This is a genomic window from Yersinia vastinensis (assembly GCF_044905075.1).
Lineage (GTDB): Bacteria > Pseudomonadota > Gammaproteobacteria > Enterobacterales > Enterobacteriaceae > Yersinia > Yersinia vastinensis.
In genome coordinates, this window is the sequence record NZ_CP173260.1 from 3,674,326 (window position 1) to 3,688,185 (window position 13,860).

Below are 13,860 nucleotides of genomic sequence, written 5' to 3' on the forward strand. Positions count from 1 at the left end.
TAATGGGTTACCGTGTAAACTCGGTCAAAACTTACGAATTAAAACTCTTCGCTTGTCTCATCAGCTTCATCGGCAAATGCTGCTGTCGTTGCAGCTTGTTCACCATTGCCACCGTTGAGTAGCATCTCACGCAGTTTTTTATCCAACTCAGCAGCTACCGCTGGGTTTTCTTTTAAATAGTTACTGGCGTTCGCTTTACCCTGACCAATCTTGTCGCCGTTGTAGCTATACCATGCGCCCGCTTTCTCAATCAGCTTGTGCTTAACACCTAAATCAACAAGTTCGCCATTAATATTGATACCCTCACCGTACAGGATCTGGAATTCAGCTTGTTTAAATGGCGCTGCAATTTTGTTCTTCACAACTTTGACGCGAGTCTCGCTACCTACAACCACATCACCTTCTTTTACTGCACCAATACGACGGATATCTAGACGTACCGAGGCATAAAATTTAAGTGCGTTACCGCCAGTGGTGGTTTCAGGGTTACCAAACATAACACCGATTTTCATACGAATCTGGTTGATGAAGATCAACAAGGTATTGGCATTCTTCAAATTACCCGCCAGCTTACGCATAGCTTGGCTCATCATACGTGCCGCCAGGCCCATATGAGAGTCACCAATTTCACCTTCAATTTCAGCTTTTGGTGTTAATGCTGCAACGGAGTCAACAATGATGACATCAACAGCGCCAGAGCGAGTCAATGCATCACAGATTTCCAACGCTTGTTCACCGGTATCCGGCTGAGAACACAGCAAATTATCAATATCTACGCCTAATTTTTTAGCATAAATTGGATCAAGAGCATGCTCAGCATCGATAAATGCACAAGTTTTGCCTTCACGCTGGGCAGCGGCAATAACCTGTAAAGTCAGCGTTGTTTTACCTGATGATTCAGGACCATAGATTTCAACAATACGCCCCATTGGCAGGCCACCCGCCCCCAATGCGATATCAAGAGAAAGAGAACCGGTAGAAATGGTTTCAACATCCATTGAGCGGTCTTCGCCAAGACGCATAATAGAGCCTTTGCCGAATTGTTTTTCAATTTGGCCCAGTGCTGCTGCTAACGCCTTTTGTTTATTCTCATCAATAGCCATTTTTACTCCCTCTCTGGTATGCCGGGTTACCCCTGTCATCACCACTGAATGTTGTTTTGTGCAGGAAATTACCGCTAATTATACTGTACAATCATACAGTATCAAGCCTATTTTTACAGAAAATCATCTAATAGTGTTTGTAGTGCGAAAACAGTTGCTTGCAACCGCACAGCATCGCGGTCACCCTCGAAAAACTGTTTATTGGCAACAACCAAACCTTCATGCGTTGCAAAAGCGAACCATACCGTACCTACTGGTTTCTTCGCACAACCACCATCAGGCCCGGCAATGCCACTAATGGCTATCGCGAAGTCTGCATTCGCTTCTCGTAATGCGCCCAGAGCCATTTCTTGCACCACGTTCTCGCTCACCGCACCATAATTTGCCAGTGTATTTTCTTTTACACCCAGTAAATCATGTTTTGCCTGATTACTGTAAGTCACAAAACCACGGTCAAAATAGGCTGAACTGCCTGCGATATCAGTCAGTGTTTTCGCAACCCACCCTCCCGTACAAGACTCAGCACAAGTCACCCAAGCAGCACGCTCTTTTAGCTTATTACCCACCGCAATACTAAGCTGACGTAACAGTTTCTCGCTCATTGCTCCCCCGACTCAAATGAGATTTTCTGTTGCAGATAGTAGCACTTCTTTTGCTTGCTGCGACAACAGCGCTCAGTTGTGCGAAGCGCTTCGCAAGGTGCTATGAAAGAAAGTTCTTTTCCGTACAAAGCTTTACCTCAGAGGCTCAGCTGTTAGTATCAAAATAAAGAGGATGCGGCTGGCGACATCTGTAGTTCCGGCATTTTATCCGGGATGATGAACTAAGGACGTGACAGTGAAAAAAATTCTTAACGCCTTCTTCCCACTTTATAGTGCGACCGTGCTGATGTTGTTGGGTTCAGGTTTGCTGACCACTTATATCTCACTACGTCTGACCGCCATTAATGTCTCAGGTGCACTCATTGGGTCAATCATTGCCGCAAACTATATTGGTTTGGTTATCGGTGGCAAGGTCGGCCACTTCCTGATTGCACGAGTGGGTCATATTCGGGCTTATGTTGCCTGTGCGGGCATTATTACCGCAGCAGTGCTAAGTCATGGCCTGACTGAATATATCCCCGCATGGGTGGTTCTACGCTTGATTATTGGCCTCTGTATGATGTGCCAATTTATGGTATTGGAGAGCTGGCTCAACGATCAGGCTGAGTCTAATCAGCGCGGCACGGTATTTGGTTTTTATATGGCGGCAACCTATGCCGGAATGGCATTGGGTCAGGTGGTATTAATGCTTCAACCCGAGTTGGGTTTAAGCACGTTGATGATTATTGCTCTGTTTTTTGCCCTTTGTTTGGTGCCTGTCGCACTGACCACTCGCAGTAATGCCCAGCAGATGTCTCCGGCACCGATGGAATTGAAATTTTTCATCCGCTCCATCCCCAAAATTCTGGCATCAACATTGGTTATTGGCATGATTGTCGGTTCGTTTTACGGCTTGGCGCCCGTCTATGCCAGCCTGCAATCACTTTCGACTCAGGAAACCGGTCTGTTTATGGCGTTATCCATTTTTGCCGGTTTAGTCGCCCAACTTCCACTCAGCTGGCTGTCAGATCGCTATAACCGCACTCTCTTAATTCGCATTAACGCACTATTACTGGCATTAACCGCACTTCCACTAGCGCTGGTACCCCATATATCGTTCCATTTTCTGCTAGGGTTGGGCTTTATCGTCAGCATGTTGCAATTCACGCTGTATCCCTTGGTTGTGGCACTGGCCAATGACCTGATTGCACCCGAACGGCGAGTCTCACTAGCGGCATGTTTACTGATGTCATTCGGGGTAGGCGCAAGTATCGGGCCACTTGCTGTTGGGGCGCTGATTGCGCCTCTGGGTGGCAATATTCTGTATGCCTTCTTCTCTCTTTGTGGCTTAAGCCTCATCGCATTCAGCCGAACCGTGAAACAAGATCAAGATGAATTTGTTAACGATGCTCCTGTGCCACATATGGCAATACCAGACAGTTTAGTGAGTTCTCCCCTCTCTTCTGCGCTAAACCCAAGCTTTGATGAACAATTAATCCACGACATTATGCCACCACCAGACCAACCTGAAGGTGAGAAAGCCCCAGAAGAAAACTTGTCAAAGGATGATTCTAAAGAGCAATAACAGGTTAGGTGTGAATTGGGTACTGCTTGTTATTTATTCGGCTTTGAATAAAAATATCAGCATCAGGTATTTAGCGGGATGGAACCATGTCAAGACAAGATGAGCAAAGGTTGCTGGTGAAGATAGCCACGCTGTATTACACCGAAGGAATGAAGCAATCCGAAATTGCTGACAGCTTACATTTATCTCAATCTTTTGTGTCCCGTGCGATAACCCGTTGTGTCAAAGAGGGTGTGGTGAAAATCAGTGTTATCCAGCCCGCTAACATGTTTATTGGTATCGAATCACAGATTCAAAAACATTATGGTATTGACCAGGCCATAGTGGTAGATATTGCGGATGACGCCAGCCCAGCACAAATCAAGCAAGCTATCGGTTCTGCTGCCGCCCACTATATGCAAACCAGTATTCGACCAAACGATATGGTGGGTATCTCTTCTTGGAGTAGCACTATCCGAGCGATGGTGGATAATCTTCACCCACTTAACATCAAAGCCAGCGGCGTTATCCAATTATTGGGCGGTGTTGGCCCCAACGGTAACGTTCAAGCCACATTATTGACCCAATCATTGGCAAACATTTTAAATTGTCCTGCCTACTTACTACCCGCACAAAGTATTGAACGTTCAACAGAAGATCGTGCACGTTTGATCTCCAGCGGTGAAGTTGCTGATGTAGTGAATAAATTTGCAGAAGTAGATCTGGCGTTAGTCGGTATCGGCGATCTAGAGCCATCACAACTGCTGAAAAATTCCGGTAACTATTACCATGAAGAGATGCTGAAATTATTGGCCGAGCGCGGTGCGGTAGGTGATTTATGCCTACACTATTTTGATGCGGCAGGTAACGCGGTGCTCAGCGATGAAGAAGACCCAGTCATCGGTATGTCATTGCCACAATTGCGCGCCTGCCCACGAGTTGTGGCGCTAGCGGGTGGGGTGGGTAAAAGTGCAGCTATTCGCGGCGCACTAACGGGTCACTATATAGATGTCTTGATTACCGACAGATTAACTGCCGAGACACTGTTATAGCGAAATCACATTGCAGAGCCAATAGATTTCAGATTGTAGGTAGGTGGCAACTGAATGGGCACAAGGTGTTGGGATAACTCAATGGCTAGGGTAAACCATGGCAGCCGACAACTCTGCATCTTGAAAGATGGCAATACAGTCAACCGCACCCTCCTTGGCGCGGGATAATAGTGATGCGAGCGCTTACTTCGCATGCCAGTAGCAATCAACACCGAGGTATTTGCTGAATGCTTCTTGCAGCACTTGAGCGGTGGCTGAATGATTCATCGCCACATGGTGTTCAAAGCCATTATTGCAGATATGGGTAAGTAAACTTTCCAATTGTGGCACTTCAACCACGGCACGACAACCTACAGTGTCTAATTCATCACTGACAGAGCGCCCCTCTCCTACATAAGCTCGCACTTGACCGGTAAAATCATCGGAGGATAGGCGGAAATAAGTCAATGGCCCAGACTTCATTCGGCCATGGACAGCACCACAGGTATTTTCACACCCCACGGTGGTGCCAATAATATCAGCAGTACCCATGGTCGAACTTTCCAAACTTTCACTGGCAAAGTTACCGCAATGGAACAGTACGCACTTATCACGTTCAGCACCAAAGTTATTATTCCAGTCAGCAATAGAGGCCGGCGCCAGCGAACAACTAGCCAGTGCATACATCGATAATGCTCCCATAACATCCACTTCACAGGCACTTGGCATGAGTTGCCCGGACATCACACTCATGATGGAGCAAACGTTAATACCCAGATTTTGTTGCAATGATGTCCAACACTGCATGGCAGTCGTATCAATATCGTTGGCGATAATCCATTCACTGATAACCACAAATAATTTTGCCATTTTGTGCAATTTATCTTGTGGAATAGCACTGGTATCTCCATTGGCTTTTAACAATGCCAGTTTTTCACCAACACGAATGTCGTTATCACTGAGGTTGGCAACCCGGAAAAAAACTTCAGATAAGTCGAGGGTTTCAACCGTAATGCCTAAATTCTCTAACAGTTTCTCGCTGTAGCGCACGGTATTAAAGTTTGTTGGGCGAGCACCTATAGCCCCGACTCGTACCCGTTTCATGGCATGAACAACGCGGCATAGCTGCACAAACTGTTCAACATCACGACTGAAAATCTCGCTGTTTAAGCTGCAAACATGCTGTTTCGTCAAAGTGAATGGGATACCGTATTGGCGCAGGTTGTTACAAAGTGAGATTTTGCCGCAGAAACTATCCCGGCGTGTCGCCAACCCCATTTTATCCAGTGCATCCTCTTCTGCCTGTACCAATACTGGCACTTTAAGACCAGAAAGACGGATGGCGTCAGAGACACTTTTTTCGTCACCAAAATTGGGCAAAATAACCACGACACCGTGGATTTCTTCACTGTGCTTACGGAATAATTCGGCACATACTTTAGCATCGCGCCAATTTTCTACTCCCCCCAATGGGGTTTGCTCTTCATTGAGCATAATAGTGTTAATTCCCAAGCGGTCGAACAGTGCCTGAGCATCACGGCGCGCGTCTGCCACGAGATAGCTGGGGAAGAACCCCCGATTGCCGATAATCACAGCAAAAGTTAACTTACGAGGTATTGCTGACATATGCTTACTCCTAGTGTGGGTTATTTCGGCTGAAAACGCGCGCGCGCGATGGCCGATTGCCAGAGGCTATAGTTATCTTGCATCTCCGCACTTTGAGCGCGCGGTTCGATGTATTCCACTTCTCGGGGGAGTGCCGCCAGTTGCTGGCTATCCTGCCACCAGCCAAGGGTTTTCCCCCCTAAATAAGCCGCACCCAGTGCGGACACTTCTGCGGTGTGGTTACGTATTAAGGTACGTTGAAGTAAATCGGCCTGGAATTGCATCAGCCAGTGGTTGCTGGTCGCGCCGCCATCAACACGTAGTCGTTCAAGGCGGTGATGGCCAGCCTGCTCCATAGCAAAAAAGACGTCTGCGATTTGATAGGCGACGGATTCCAGCCCGGCACGGGCCAGTACCGCTGGCGTAGTGGCATCAGTCAGGCCACAAAATAACCCACGCGCCTGACTGTCCCAATAAGGTGCTCCCAATCCGGATAATGCTGGAACAAAGTAGACCCCTTGATTACCCGGCTGGCTTTGTGCCATTTCAGTTAAACAGGCTAAATCGGTCATCCCTAACATGCGCGAAACCCACGCCACCCCGGAGCCGGTGTGAGTGATATTGCCTTCAAGGGCATAGCGTAATTCACCATCATGCCAAGCGATGGTCGTGCTCAGACCATGACTCTGCGCGCTCGCTTGCTTCACCGTGGTCATCAAAGAAGAACCCGTGCCATAGGTGGCTTTGACTTCACCTGCACGATCCCCCCCTTGACCGTAGAGCGCGGCATGTGAATCACCAATTTGTGCCACTATCGGCACGCCTTGGCTCAGGCCGATGATACCGGTATTGCCCGTATGCCCGTGGATAGCCGCCGAAGGTAAAACCGCCGGCAGACAAAGGCTCGGAATCCCAAAGAGCGCCAACAGGTCAGGGTCCCATTGGCCTGAATGAATATTAAATAACTGGGTACGGGCGGCATTGGAAAAGTCAGTTGAGAAACTTTGACCACCACTGAGTTGCCAAGTCAGCCAGCAGTCAATCGTGCCCACACAAAGCTCACCATGTGCCGCTCTTTCGACACCTTGGGGAATTTCAGCCAACATGCCGTGGACTTTGGCCGCAGGAAACAAAGGATCAATCGGTAATCCAGTGCGTTCGGCAACCATGGCAGCTTCGGGTAATTGGCTCAGAGCCTGACAAAAAGTCTCCGATCGCCGACACTGCCAACTCACCACCGGAGTCAGTGGCGCTCCTGTCTCACGCTCCCAAATAAGCACAGATTCACGCTGGTTACTGATAGCAACGCCAGCAACTCGCACACCGACTAACTGGCTTAGGCAGCCTTCAATAGCCAAAGAAACGGCTTGCCAGATGGCGAGTGGATCCTGTTGTGCCCAGCCAGGCTTTGGGTGATCCAACTGGAGGGGAACTGACGCTTTCGCCAAAATCTGCCCAGCAGTGTCCACAGCAATGGCTTTCGCATTGGTGGTGCCTTCATCAATAGCCAAAATAATCGGTGACGACATTGCCTGCCTACTCAACGACATAGTTACTCTCCTCGGCAGAACCGCAGAGCACGAGCCACAATGCCTGCCGTATCAAAACCATGATAGGCACGCATATCCGCTCTATCGGCAGCAATCGCGTAACCACCGTCAGGAATACCTAATCTCACCAGAGGAATACCGCTCCCCGCTTCGGCCAGGACTTCAGCCACCAGACTACCCACACCGCCATTAATATTATGTTCTTCGATGGTAATCACCCGCTGGCTATTTTGGAGGATGGCTAACAGCTGCTGAGTATCACACGGGCGAATCGAAGAAACATTGACCACCGCAGCAGAAACATTGTTGTCTGCCAGTATGGCTGCTGCACTCACAGCCTCATGCACTGTAGAACCCATTGCTACCAGAGCAATATCCTGCCCTTGCTGCAAAACATCAATTTGGCCGGGAGTGAACTGGTAGTGTTCACTATGAAGCGGCGGTAAAGATTTACCGTCCAGACGGATATAGACTGGCCCCACATGTGCCAAGGCATAATCAATGATTTGGCGGCACTCTTGTGGGTCAGAGGGTGCATAGATTTCAATGTTGCCAAAGCCACGTAAGATAGCGATATCATCGATACAGTGGTGAGTGCTCGCCAGTGGCCCATAACTGGCACCAGAGTTAAGACCAAACAGTTTGACGTTACTGTTGTTATAGCAAACATCAATTTTAAGTTGTTCGTTGGAGCGTGAAATCAGGAATGGCGCGGCATTGCAGGTCACGGCCACTTTACCGCCCATGGACAACCCTACCGCCGTACCTACCATGGCTTGCTCGGCAATCCCGACATTCACTACTCGGTCAGGGAAACGAGCCATAAAAGGCCCAATTTTCGCCGTTGAGGTTGAGTCAGCCACAACAGGGACCAGATCCACGCCGTTATCAACGGCATTTATAAATTGCTCGACCATCACTGAGGCCAAATGTTCTGCATTACTCATCGCTCAACTCCTCCAGTGCCAGATCAATTTCAGCGCCTTTCGGCACCCGGTGATGCCATTCCACACGCCCTTGAATAAAGGAAATACCGGCACCTTTTTCAGTGTTGGCAATCACCACATTCGGTTTACCCTTGGATTGCAGCCCCTCCAGTGTTTCCACGACTGATTGCATGTCATTGCCCTGACACTCCGTGACATGCAGACCAAATGCCCGCCATTTATCTGCCAGCGGATCGGTATTCATAATGGATTTCGTGGTGCCTGCCAGTTGGAGTTTATTTTTGTCATTAATGATGATGAGGTTGTCTAGCTGGTAGTGAGCAGCCACTAACGCAGCCTCCCAGTTACTGCCTTCCGCCAGTTCACCATCACCGGTCAAGACAAATACTCGACGTTTGCTGTTAGCGCGTTTTGCTGCCAACGCGATACCTACCGCGACAGGTAAGCCATGGCCCAACGCTCCGGTATTTAATTCAATTCCGGGGGTTTTATGTTTGACTGGATGACCCGGCAGATGGGAATTGGCATGTTGATAAGTTGCCAGCCACTCTTCAGGAAAATAACCGGCTTCCGCCAGACAGCAGTAATAACCGCCGACAGCATGTCCCTTAGATTGCACATAGATATCGCGCTCAGGTGAGGTCAGCCGGTCTGGCGCGCAATTGAGGATGCGAAAATAGAGTGCCGTCAGAATCTCTACTTGCGAAAGATCAGCGCCGGTGTGCCCCCCTGCGGGGCTGTTCGCATTAAGCAGGACAATCCGGCGACGGATAGCCCGCGCCTTTTTCACCAGCTCATCGACTGACAGTGAATACGGATTCATGACATTACCTCTCTTTATTTATCATCCATCAGTGAATTTTTACTCACTTAGGAATATTTATTCTTAATGATGCTAAAAAATAGCTTTCATCAAGCCTGCCCGGAAATGATTCTCCGGCATGAGATCTGTTGTGTTCGGTGGTACTCAGGTTGCGGTGGTACTTAGGTTGCAATGGCCCTTTGAACCATGCGCGCTTTATGCCTGTTCGCTTTTCCCCACTTGCGGCACTACAGTCGCCTTTTGCGAGACAATCGCGGCCTTGTGCTGCATCCGGTTTTGCATCTGATCGATAATAACGGCCACAATAATCACGATGCCTTTGATAACCATTTGCCAGAACTCGCTGACCCCCATCATGACCAGCCCATCAGCCAAAATACCAATAACAAATGCACCGATCAGTGTCCCCAAAATGGTACCCCGGCCCCCAGCCAGAGAGGTCCCACCAAGCACAACGGCAGCAATCGCATTCATCTCAAAACCACTGCCATTGGCGGGGTGGCTAGCCACCAGTTGAGCAGAAACAATGATCCCAGCAATCGCGGCGCAAAAACCGGAGATGGTGTATACCCATACTTTGACCTGCCGCACTTTGACACCAGACAGCTCTGCGGCACGTTCGTTATCACCGATGGCATAGACATGGCGACCAAAAGGTAGGCGGCGTGCAACATAAGCAATGACCAGCGCCAGAATAAACATAATCCAGATAGCAATCGGCAATCCCAGCAGCGTGCCTGACCCCAACAGATCAAAGCCGGTATTCCCTAATTGCGGATTTCCCTGTAAACCGGGGAAGGTTTCACCGCCGGAAATCAGCATTGCCGCGCCGCGAACCACATACATGGTGCCGAGAGTGCAGATGAAAGGAGCGACGTTATAGCGGGTAATGATCCAACCATTGACCGCACCAATCAGCGCCCCGATAACCAATACCACCGGAACCACGACCCAAACGCTCGGGAAGATGGCAATACCAAACATTGGTAAAACAATGCCTTGGGTAATCATCCAGCCGGCAATCATGCCGCATAGCCCCAAAGTTGCCCCGATAGAAAGGTCAATACCGGCAGTGATAATGACAAAGGTGATCCCCAAGGCGAGGAAAGCATTGATAGCAATATGCTTCACCATAATGATCAGGCTGCCCGTCGCCAGAAACCCCGGAACCATCACCGAGAAGAAACCCAGGATCAGGAATAAGGCAATAAAAGTGCGCATCTTTAGCAGAAGCAGCAGCATGTTTTCCCGTGACCACGACGCTCCACCGGGCTGGTGACTCGCCAACGCAGTGCCAGTTGTTGCTTTCATCATTCAAACCCTTGTGCGCTTGCCGTAACCAATGCCGATTCACTGGCCGACTGACGAGAAACATTCGCCGTCAGTTTGCCGTTCGACATCACCAAGATGCGGTCGGATACCGCCATGATTTCTTTCAGATCTGAGGTGGAAAACAGAATGCCAATTCCCTGCTCAGAGAGTTTCACCATCATTTCAAACACATCGGCTTTTGCACCGACATCAATGCCCCGCGTCGGTTCATCCAGCAGTAAAATGTTCGGGCTGGTCAGCAATGAACGGCCAATCACCACTTTTTGCTGGTTACCGCCACTGAGTGCCTGAATTTCCACCTCTGGCGAGGAGACTTTGATCGACAAGTCGCCAATCACCGATGCTACCACCTGCGACTCACTCTCTTGCCAGATGGCAAAGCGGTGTTTCAGCCGACGCCATAAGCTGGAAATAGTCAGGTTGTTCGCAACCGAGGAAACAGGGAAAATGCCGGTTTTTTTACGGTCTTCTGGCACCAAACTCATGCCAAGACGGATGCGCTCCGCTGTTGAGGTTCTGGCATTAATCGCGGTGCCATTAAGCCGGATGGTGCCAAGATAGTTTTGCTGAGTACCCAGTAGGCATTCAAACAGTTCGGTACGCCCGGCCCCCATCAAGCCATAAATCCCAACAATTTCACCTGCGCGAACGGCAAGCGAAACTTGGTTCACCACCGTGTTACCGGATTCATTGATTAAAGTAACGTTATCCACTTCCATCATTGGCGCGCCGAAGGTCCGGCCCGGATGAAGGAAGCTGGAGACTGGATCACTGCCCAACATTTCACGGACAATCCACGGCACATCAATGTCTTTGACCGCCGCCTCTGCTTGAAAGCGCCCATCACGCAAAATAGTGATGTAGTCACCAATGGCCATCAGCTCTTCCAGCCGATGTGAAATGTAGATGATGGACACACCTTGGCGGGTCAGCTCACGAATCACCCGAAACAGAATATCGACTTCGGTTTTGCTCAGTGCCGAGGTCGGTTCATCCAGAATCAAAATGTCCGCCTGCTCTGCCAGAGCCTTGGCAATTTCAATGAGTTGCTGCTGACCGACTTTCAGGTTCGACACCATTTCTTTGGGTGAAATGGCCTGATCAAGGCGTACCATCAGTTGTTCAGCAATCAATTCCTGCGCGGCTTGATTAATCGGTTTCAGCCCTTGCTGAATCTCGCGCCCCAGAAAAATATTTTCCGCGACATTGAGGTTTTCAGACAAGTTCAGCTCCTGATGCACCATGCCGATACCGAGTGCGGCGGCCTCGCGGGTATTGGCAATCGTTACTGGCTGCTCGTTCAAATAGATCTGCCCAGATGTTGGTTGTTGCACACCGGCCAAAATCTTCATCAGGGTTGATTTTCCAGCACCATTTTCACCAATAATCACATTCACTTTGCCGCGATATACGTGGTAACTGACGGCATCTAATGCCAATGTGCCAGGAAAACGCATCGAAATGTCCTCAGCACGCATGACAATGTCAGGTCTGTGGTCCATTAGTGGCCCTCCTTATTCAAACTGAGTGGTACCGCATTACTCAGGTTCGTTGGGGTTAATGTCACCGCAGCCAAGACCTCGACTTGCTGCCCAACCCAACTGGCATCAGGTTTTGCCACATCCTGCAAAGCCCGCTTACTTAATGCCTTAGAGAGCTGGGCGTATTGCACTTGGTTTTTAAAATCCTCGAAACGGATAAAGGTTGACGCATCGCGAATCGCATTGCCTTTAACGATAGGGCCTAATTGCAGCACTTGCTCGTCACCATCGATAGCAACTTTCATCATGCCTTCCCGCCCTTCTGTTTCTACTGCGACCACTTTGCCGCTAAAGCGCACAAAACGGCTTTGGCTATTCTTCCCTGTTGCTGGCTGGTTTTGTTGCTGTTTCACTTGTTGCCAACTGAGTGCATTAGTGTTGGCAAACGGCATCACTTTGTTCACCCAAATAGTGGCGGCGACTTTGTCCGGTGGTTGGTTGTAGTCACTGACGACCGCATTGGGATCAACCGGCAGAATCGGCTTGCCGTTTTCATCCAAATCCACCACGGTGCAAGCCACCAGCACGGCGCTTATCACCAACAACCCACCGGCTTTCGAAAGGGCACTGAACCACATACTGCCTCCTGTCAGGAGGGGCTGCGACGCCCCTCATTGCCTTTAAACGCGCGTGTTAGAATCTGACTTAACGGTTACTCTTTCAGCGCGAAGACATTCAGGTTCTTGGCATTGTTTTCATCAATCAATACACAATCCATCAGCTGTTTCTCTTCCTGTCCGGTTGAACCGGTTTTCAGATATTTATCAGCTTGAACTACCGCCATCTGAGCTTGTGCCCAACCCGGCTGGAGCACTGTGGCTTTGATGTTGCCTTTGTTGATGATGGAGTCGCGGACATAGTCACTGCCGTCAAATCCAACCACGATGACATCGTTACGCCCAGCGGCTTTTAATGCTGCTTCAGCGCCGAGTGCCATAGTGTCGTTACCCGAAATCACCCCAGTGATGTCTGGATTAGCCTGCAAAATGGACTCCATCCGGTTGAAGGCTTCAGTTTGGCTCCAGTTTGCAGTCTGTTGGGCGACCATTTTCATGTCGCTGTGTTCGTCAATCACATCGTGATAACCCTGTGAGCGAACATGGGCGTTGGTATCAGATTCACGGCCTAGCAATTCAACATATTTGCCTTTGCCGCCCATCAGCACGACGAACTTCTCTGCGCCCAGTTGTGCGCCCTGATAGTTGTTCGACACGATTTGCGAGACCGCAATACCGGTTTCGTTGATTTCGCGGTCAATCAGAAAGGTTGGGATCCCTGCCGCTTTGGCTTTCTTCAATGGCCCGATAGTGGCATCGGAACCTGCGTTATCCAGAATGATCGCTTTGGCTTTCCGGGCGATGGCCGTTTCTAGCAATTGGTTCTGTTTGTTCACATCGTCATCATGAGAAGCAACCAGAACGGTGTATCCCAACTCTGTTGCTTTGGCTTTAGCGCCCTCGGCCTCTGCTTTAAAGAACGGGTTATCGTGGGAAGGGGTGATAATGGCGATCAGACCGTTACTGGCTGCGCCAGCAACACCCGCCATTGAGATCAATGCTGCGGTAAGACAGGATTTCAGTAGGGTATTTTTCATTATTTTTCTCCGCATTGAATATATATTCACTATTAAATTTATATTCAATCTAATAATACAAACGCCCCACGCCTTGTCCAATATGAGAATAAGGAAAGTAGAGGCCGGTCACAAATTAGTCGATACGAAAAGAGCCGGATCGGATACGGTCATGGGAAATGAGGAGATAACAGTTGTAAAAACGAATTG

General features: G+C 49.3%; 12 protein-coding genes. 2 read left to right on the forward strand and 10 right to left on the reverse strand.

Annotated features, from left to right (window positions below; all coding sequences use genetic code 11):
* Nucleotides 1–38: 38 nt before the first annotated feature.
* Both recA and pncC read right to left on the reverse strand, forming a co-directional pair.
* Nucleotides 39–1,103, reverse strand: coding sequence for a recombinase RecA (recA, locus tag ACIOG0_RS17120; RefSeq protein WP_050100185.1), 1,065 nt, complete (start codon nt 1,101–1,103; stop codon nt 39–41).
* Between the two features lie 113 nt (nt 1,104–1,216).
* A complete protein-coding gene (pncC, locus tag ACIOG0_RS17125; protein ID WP_050100187.1) occupies nt 1,217–1,705 on the reverse strand; it encodes a nicotinamide-nucleotide amidase in 489 nt (162 codons plus the stop codon).
* A gap of 235 nt (nt 1,706–1,940) precedes the next feature.
* On the opposite strand from pncC, the gene ACIOG0_RS17130 reads away from it, so the two are divergent.
* Both ACIOG0_RS17130 and ACIOG0_RS17135 read left to right on the forward strand, forming a co-directional pair.
* Nucleotides 1,941–3,269, forward strand: coding sequence for an MFS transporter (locus ACIOG0_RS17130; RefSeq protein WP_050100189.1), 1,329 nt, complete (start codon nt 1,941–1,943; stop codon nt 3,267–3,269).
* Between the two features lie 86 nt (nt 3,270–3,355).
* On the forward strand, nt 3,356–4,300 hold the full coding sequence (locus tag ACIOG0_RS17135) for a sugar-binding transcriptional regulator (RefSeq protein ID WP_050100191.1): 945 nt from the start codon (nt 3,356–3,358) through the stop codon (nt 4,298–4,300).
* Between the two features lie 183 nt (nt 4,301–4,483).
* Here ACIOG0_RS17135 and ACIOG0_RS17140 read toward each other — a convergent pair whose 3' ends face one another.
* The 8 genes from ACIOG0_RS17140 to ACIOG0_RS17175 form a co-directional block, all read right to left on the reverse strand.
* Nucleotides 4,484–5,905 (reverse strand): L-fucose/L-arabinose isomerase family protein, encoded by a 1,422-nt coding sequence (locus ACIOG0_RS17140; protein WP_050100194.1) that lies wholly within the window; start codon nt 5,903–5,905, stop codon nt 4,484–4,486.
* A gap of 20 nt (nt 5,906–5,925) precedes the next feature.
* Complete coding sequence (locus tag ACIOG0_RS17145; protein WP_050295891.1) at nt 5,926–7,413, reverse strand: FGGY family carbohydrate kinase; 1,488 nt, start codon at nt 7,411–7,413, stop codon at nt 5,926–5,928.
* Nucleotides 7,414–7,436: 23 nt separating this feature from the next.
* On the reverse strand, nt 7,437–8,381 hold the full coding sequence (locus ACIOG0_RS17150; protein ID WP_050100195.1) for a transketolase family protein: 945 nt from the start codon (nt 8,379–8,381) through the stop codon (nt 7,437–7,439).
* On the reverse strand, nt 8,374–9,204 hold the full coding sequence (locus tag ACIOG0_RS17155) for a transketolase (protein WP_050100197.1): 831 nt from the start codon (nt 9,202–9,204) through the stop codon (nt 8,374–8,376). The genes ACIOG0_RS17150 and ACIOG0_RS17155 overlap by 8 nt, the downstream gene beginning before the upstream one ends.
* A gap of 195 nt (nt 9,205–9,399) precedes the next feature.
* Entirely contained in the window at nt 9,400–10,515 is a 1,116-nt protein-coding gene (locus tag ACIOG0_RS17160) for an ABC transporter permease (protein ID WP_050100198.1), read from the reverse strand.
* On the reverse strand, nt 10,515–12,038 hold the full coding sequence (locus tag ACIOG0_RS17165) for a sugar ABC transporter ATP-binding protein (RefSeq protein ID WP_050100200.1): 1,524 nt from the start codon (nt 12,036–12,038) through the stop codon (nt 10,515–10,517). The genes ACIOG0_RS17160 and ACIOG0_RS17165 overlap by 1 nt, the downstream gene beginning before the upstream one ends.
* Nucleotides 12,038–12,655 carry a DUF2291 family protein gene (locus tag ACIOG0_RS17170; protein WP_050100202.1) on the reverse strand — a complete coding sequence of 206 codons (618 nt, stop codon included), beginning with the start codon at nt 12,653–12,655 and terminating at the stop codon, nt 12,038–12,040. The genes ACIOG0_RS17165 and ACIOG0_RS17170 overlap by 1 nt, the downstream gene beginning before the upstream one ends.
* A gap of 74 nt (nt 12,656–12,729) precedes the next feature.
* Nucleotides 12,730–13,671: a D-ribose ABC transporter substrate-binding protein gene (locus ACIOG0_RS17175; protein ID WP_019080371.1), complete on the reverse strand. Its 942-nt coding sequence runs from the start codon at nt 13,669–13,671 to the stop codon at nt 12,730–12,732.
* Nucleotides 13,672–13,860 lie beyond the last annotated feature (189 nt).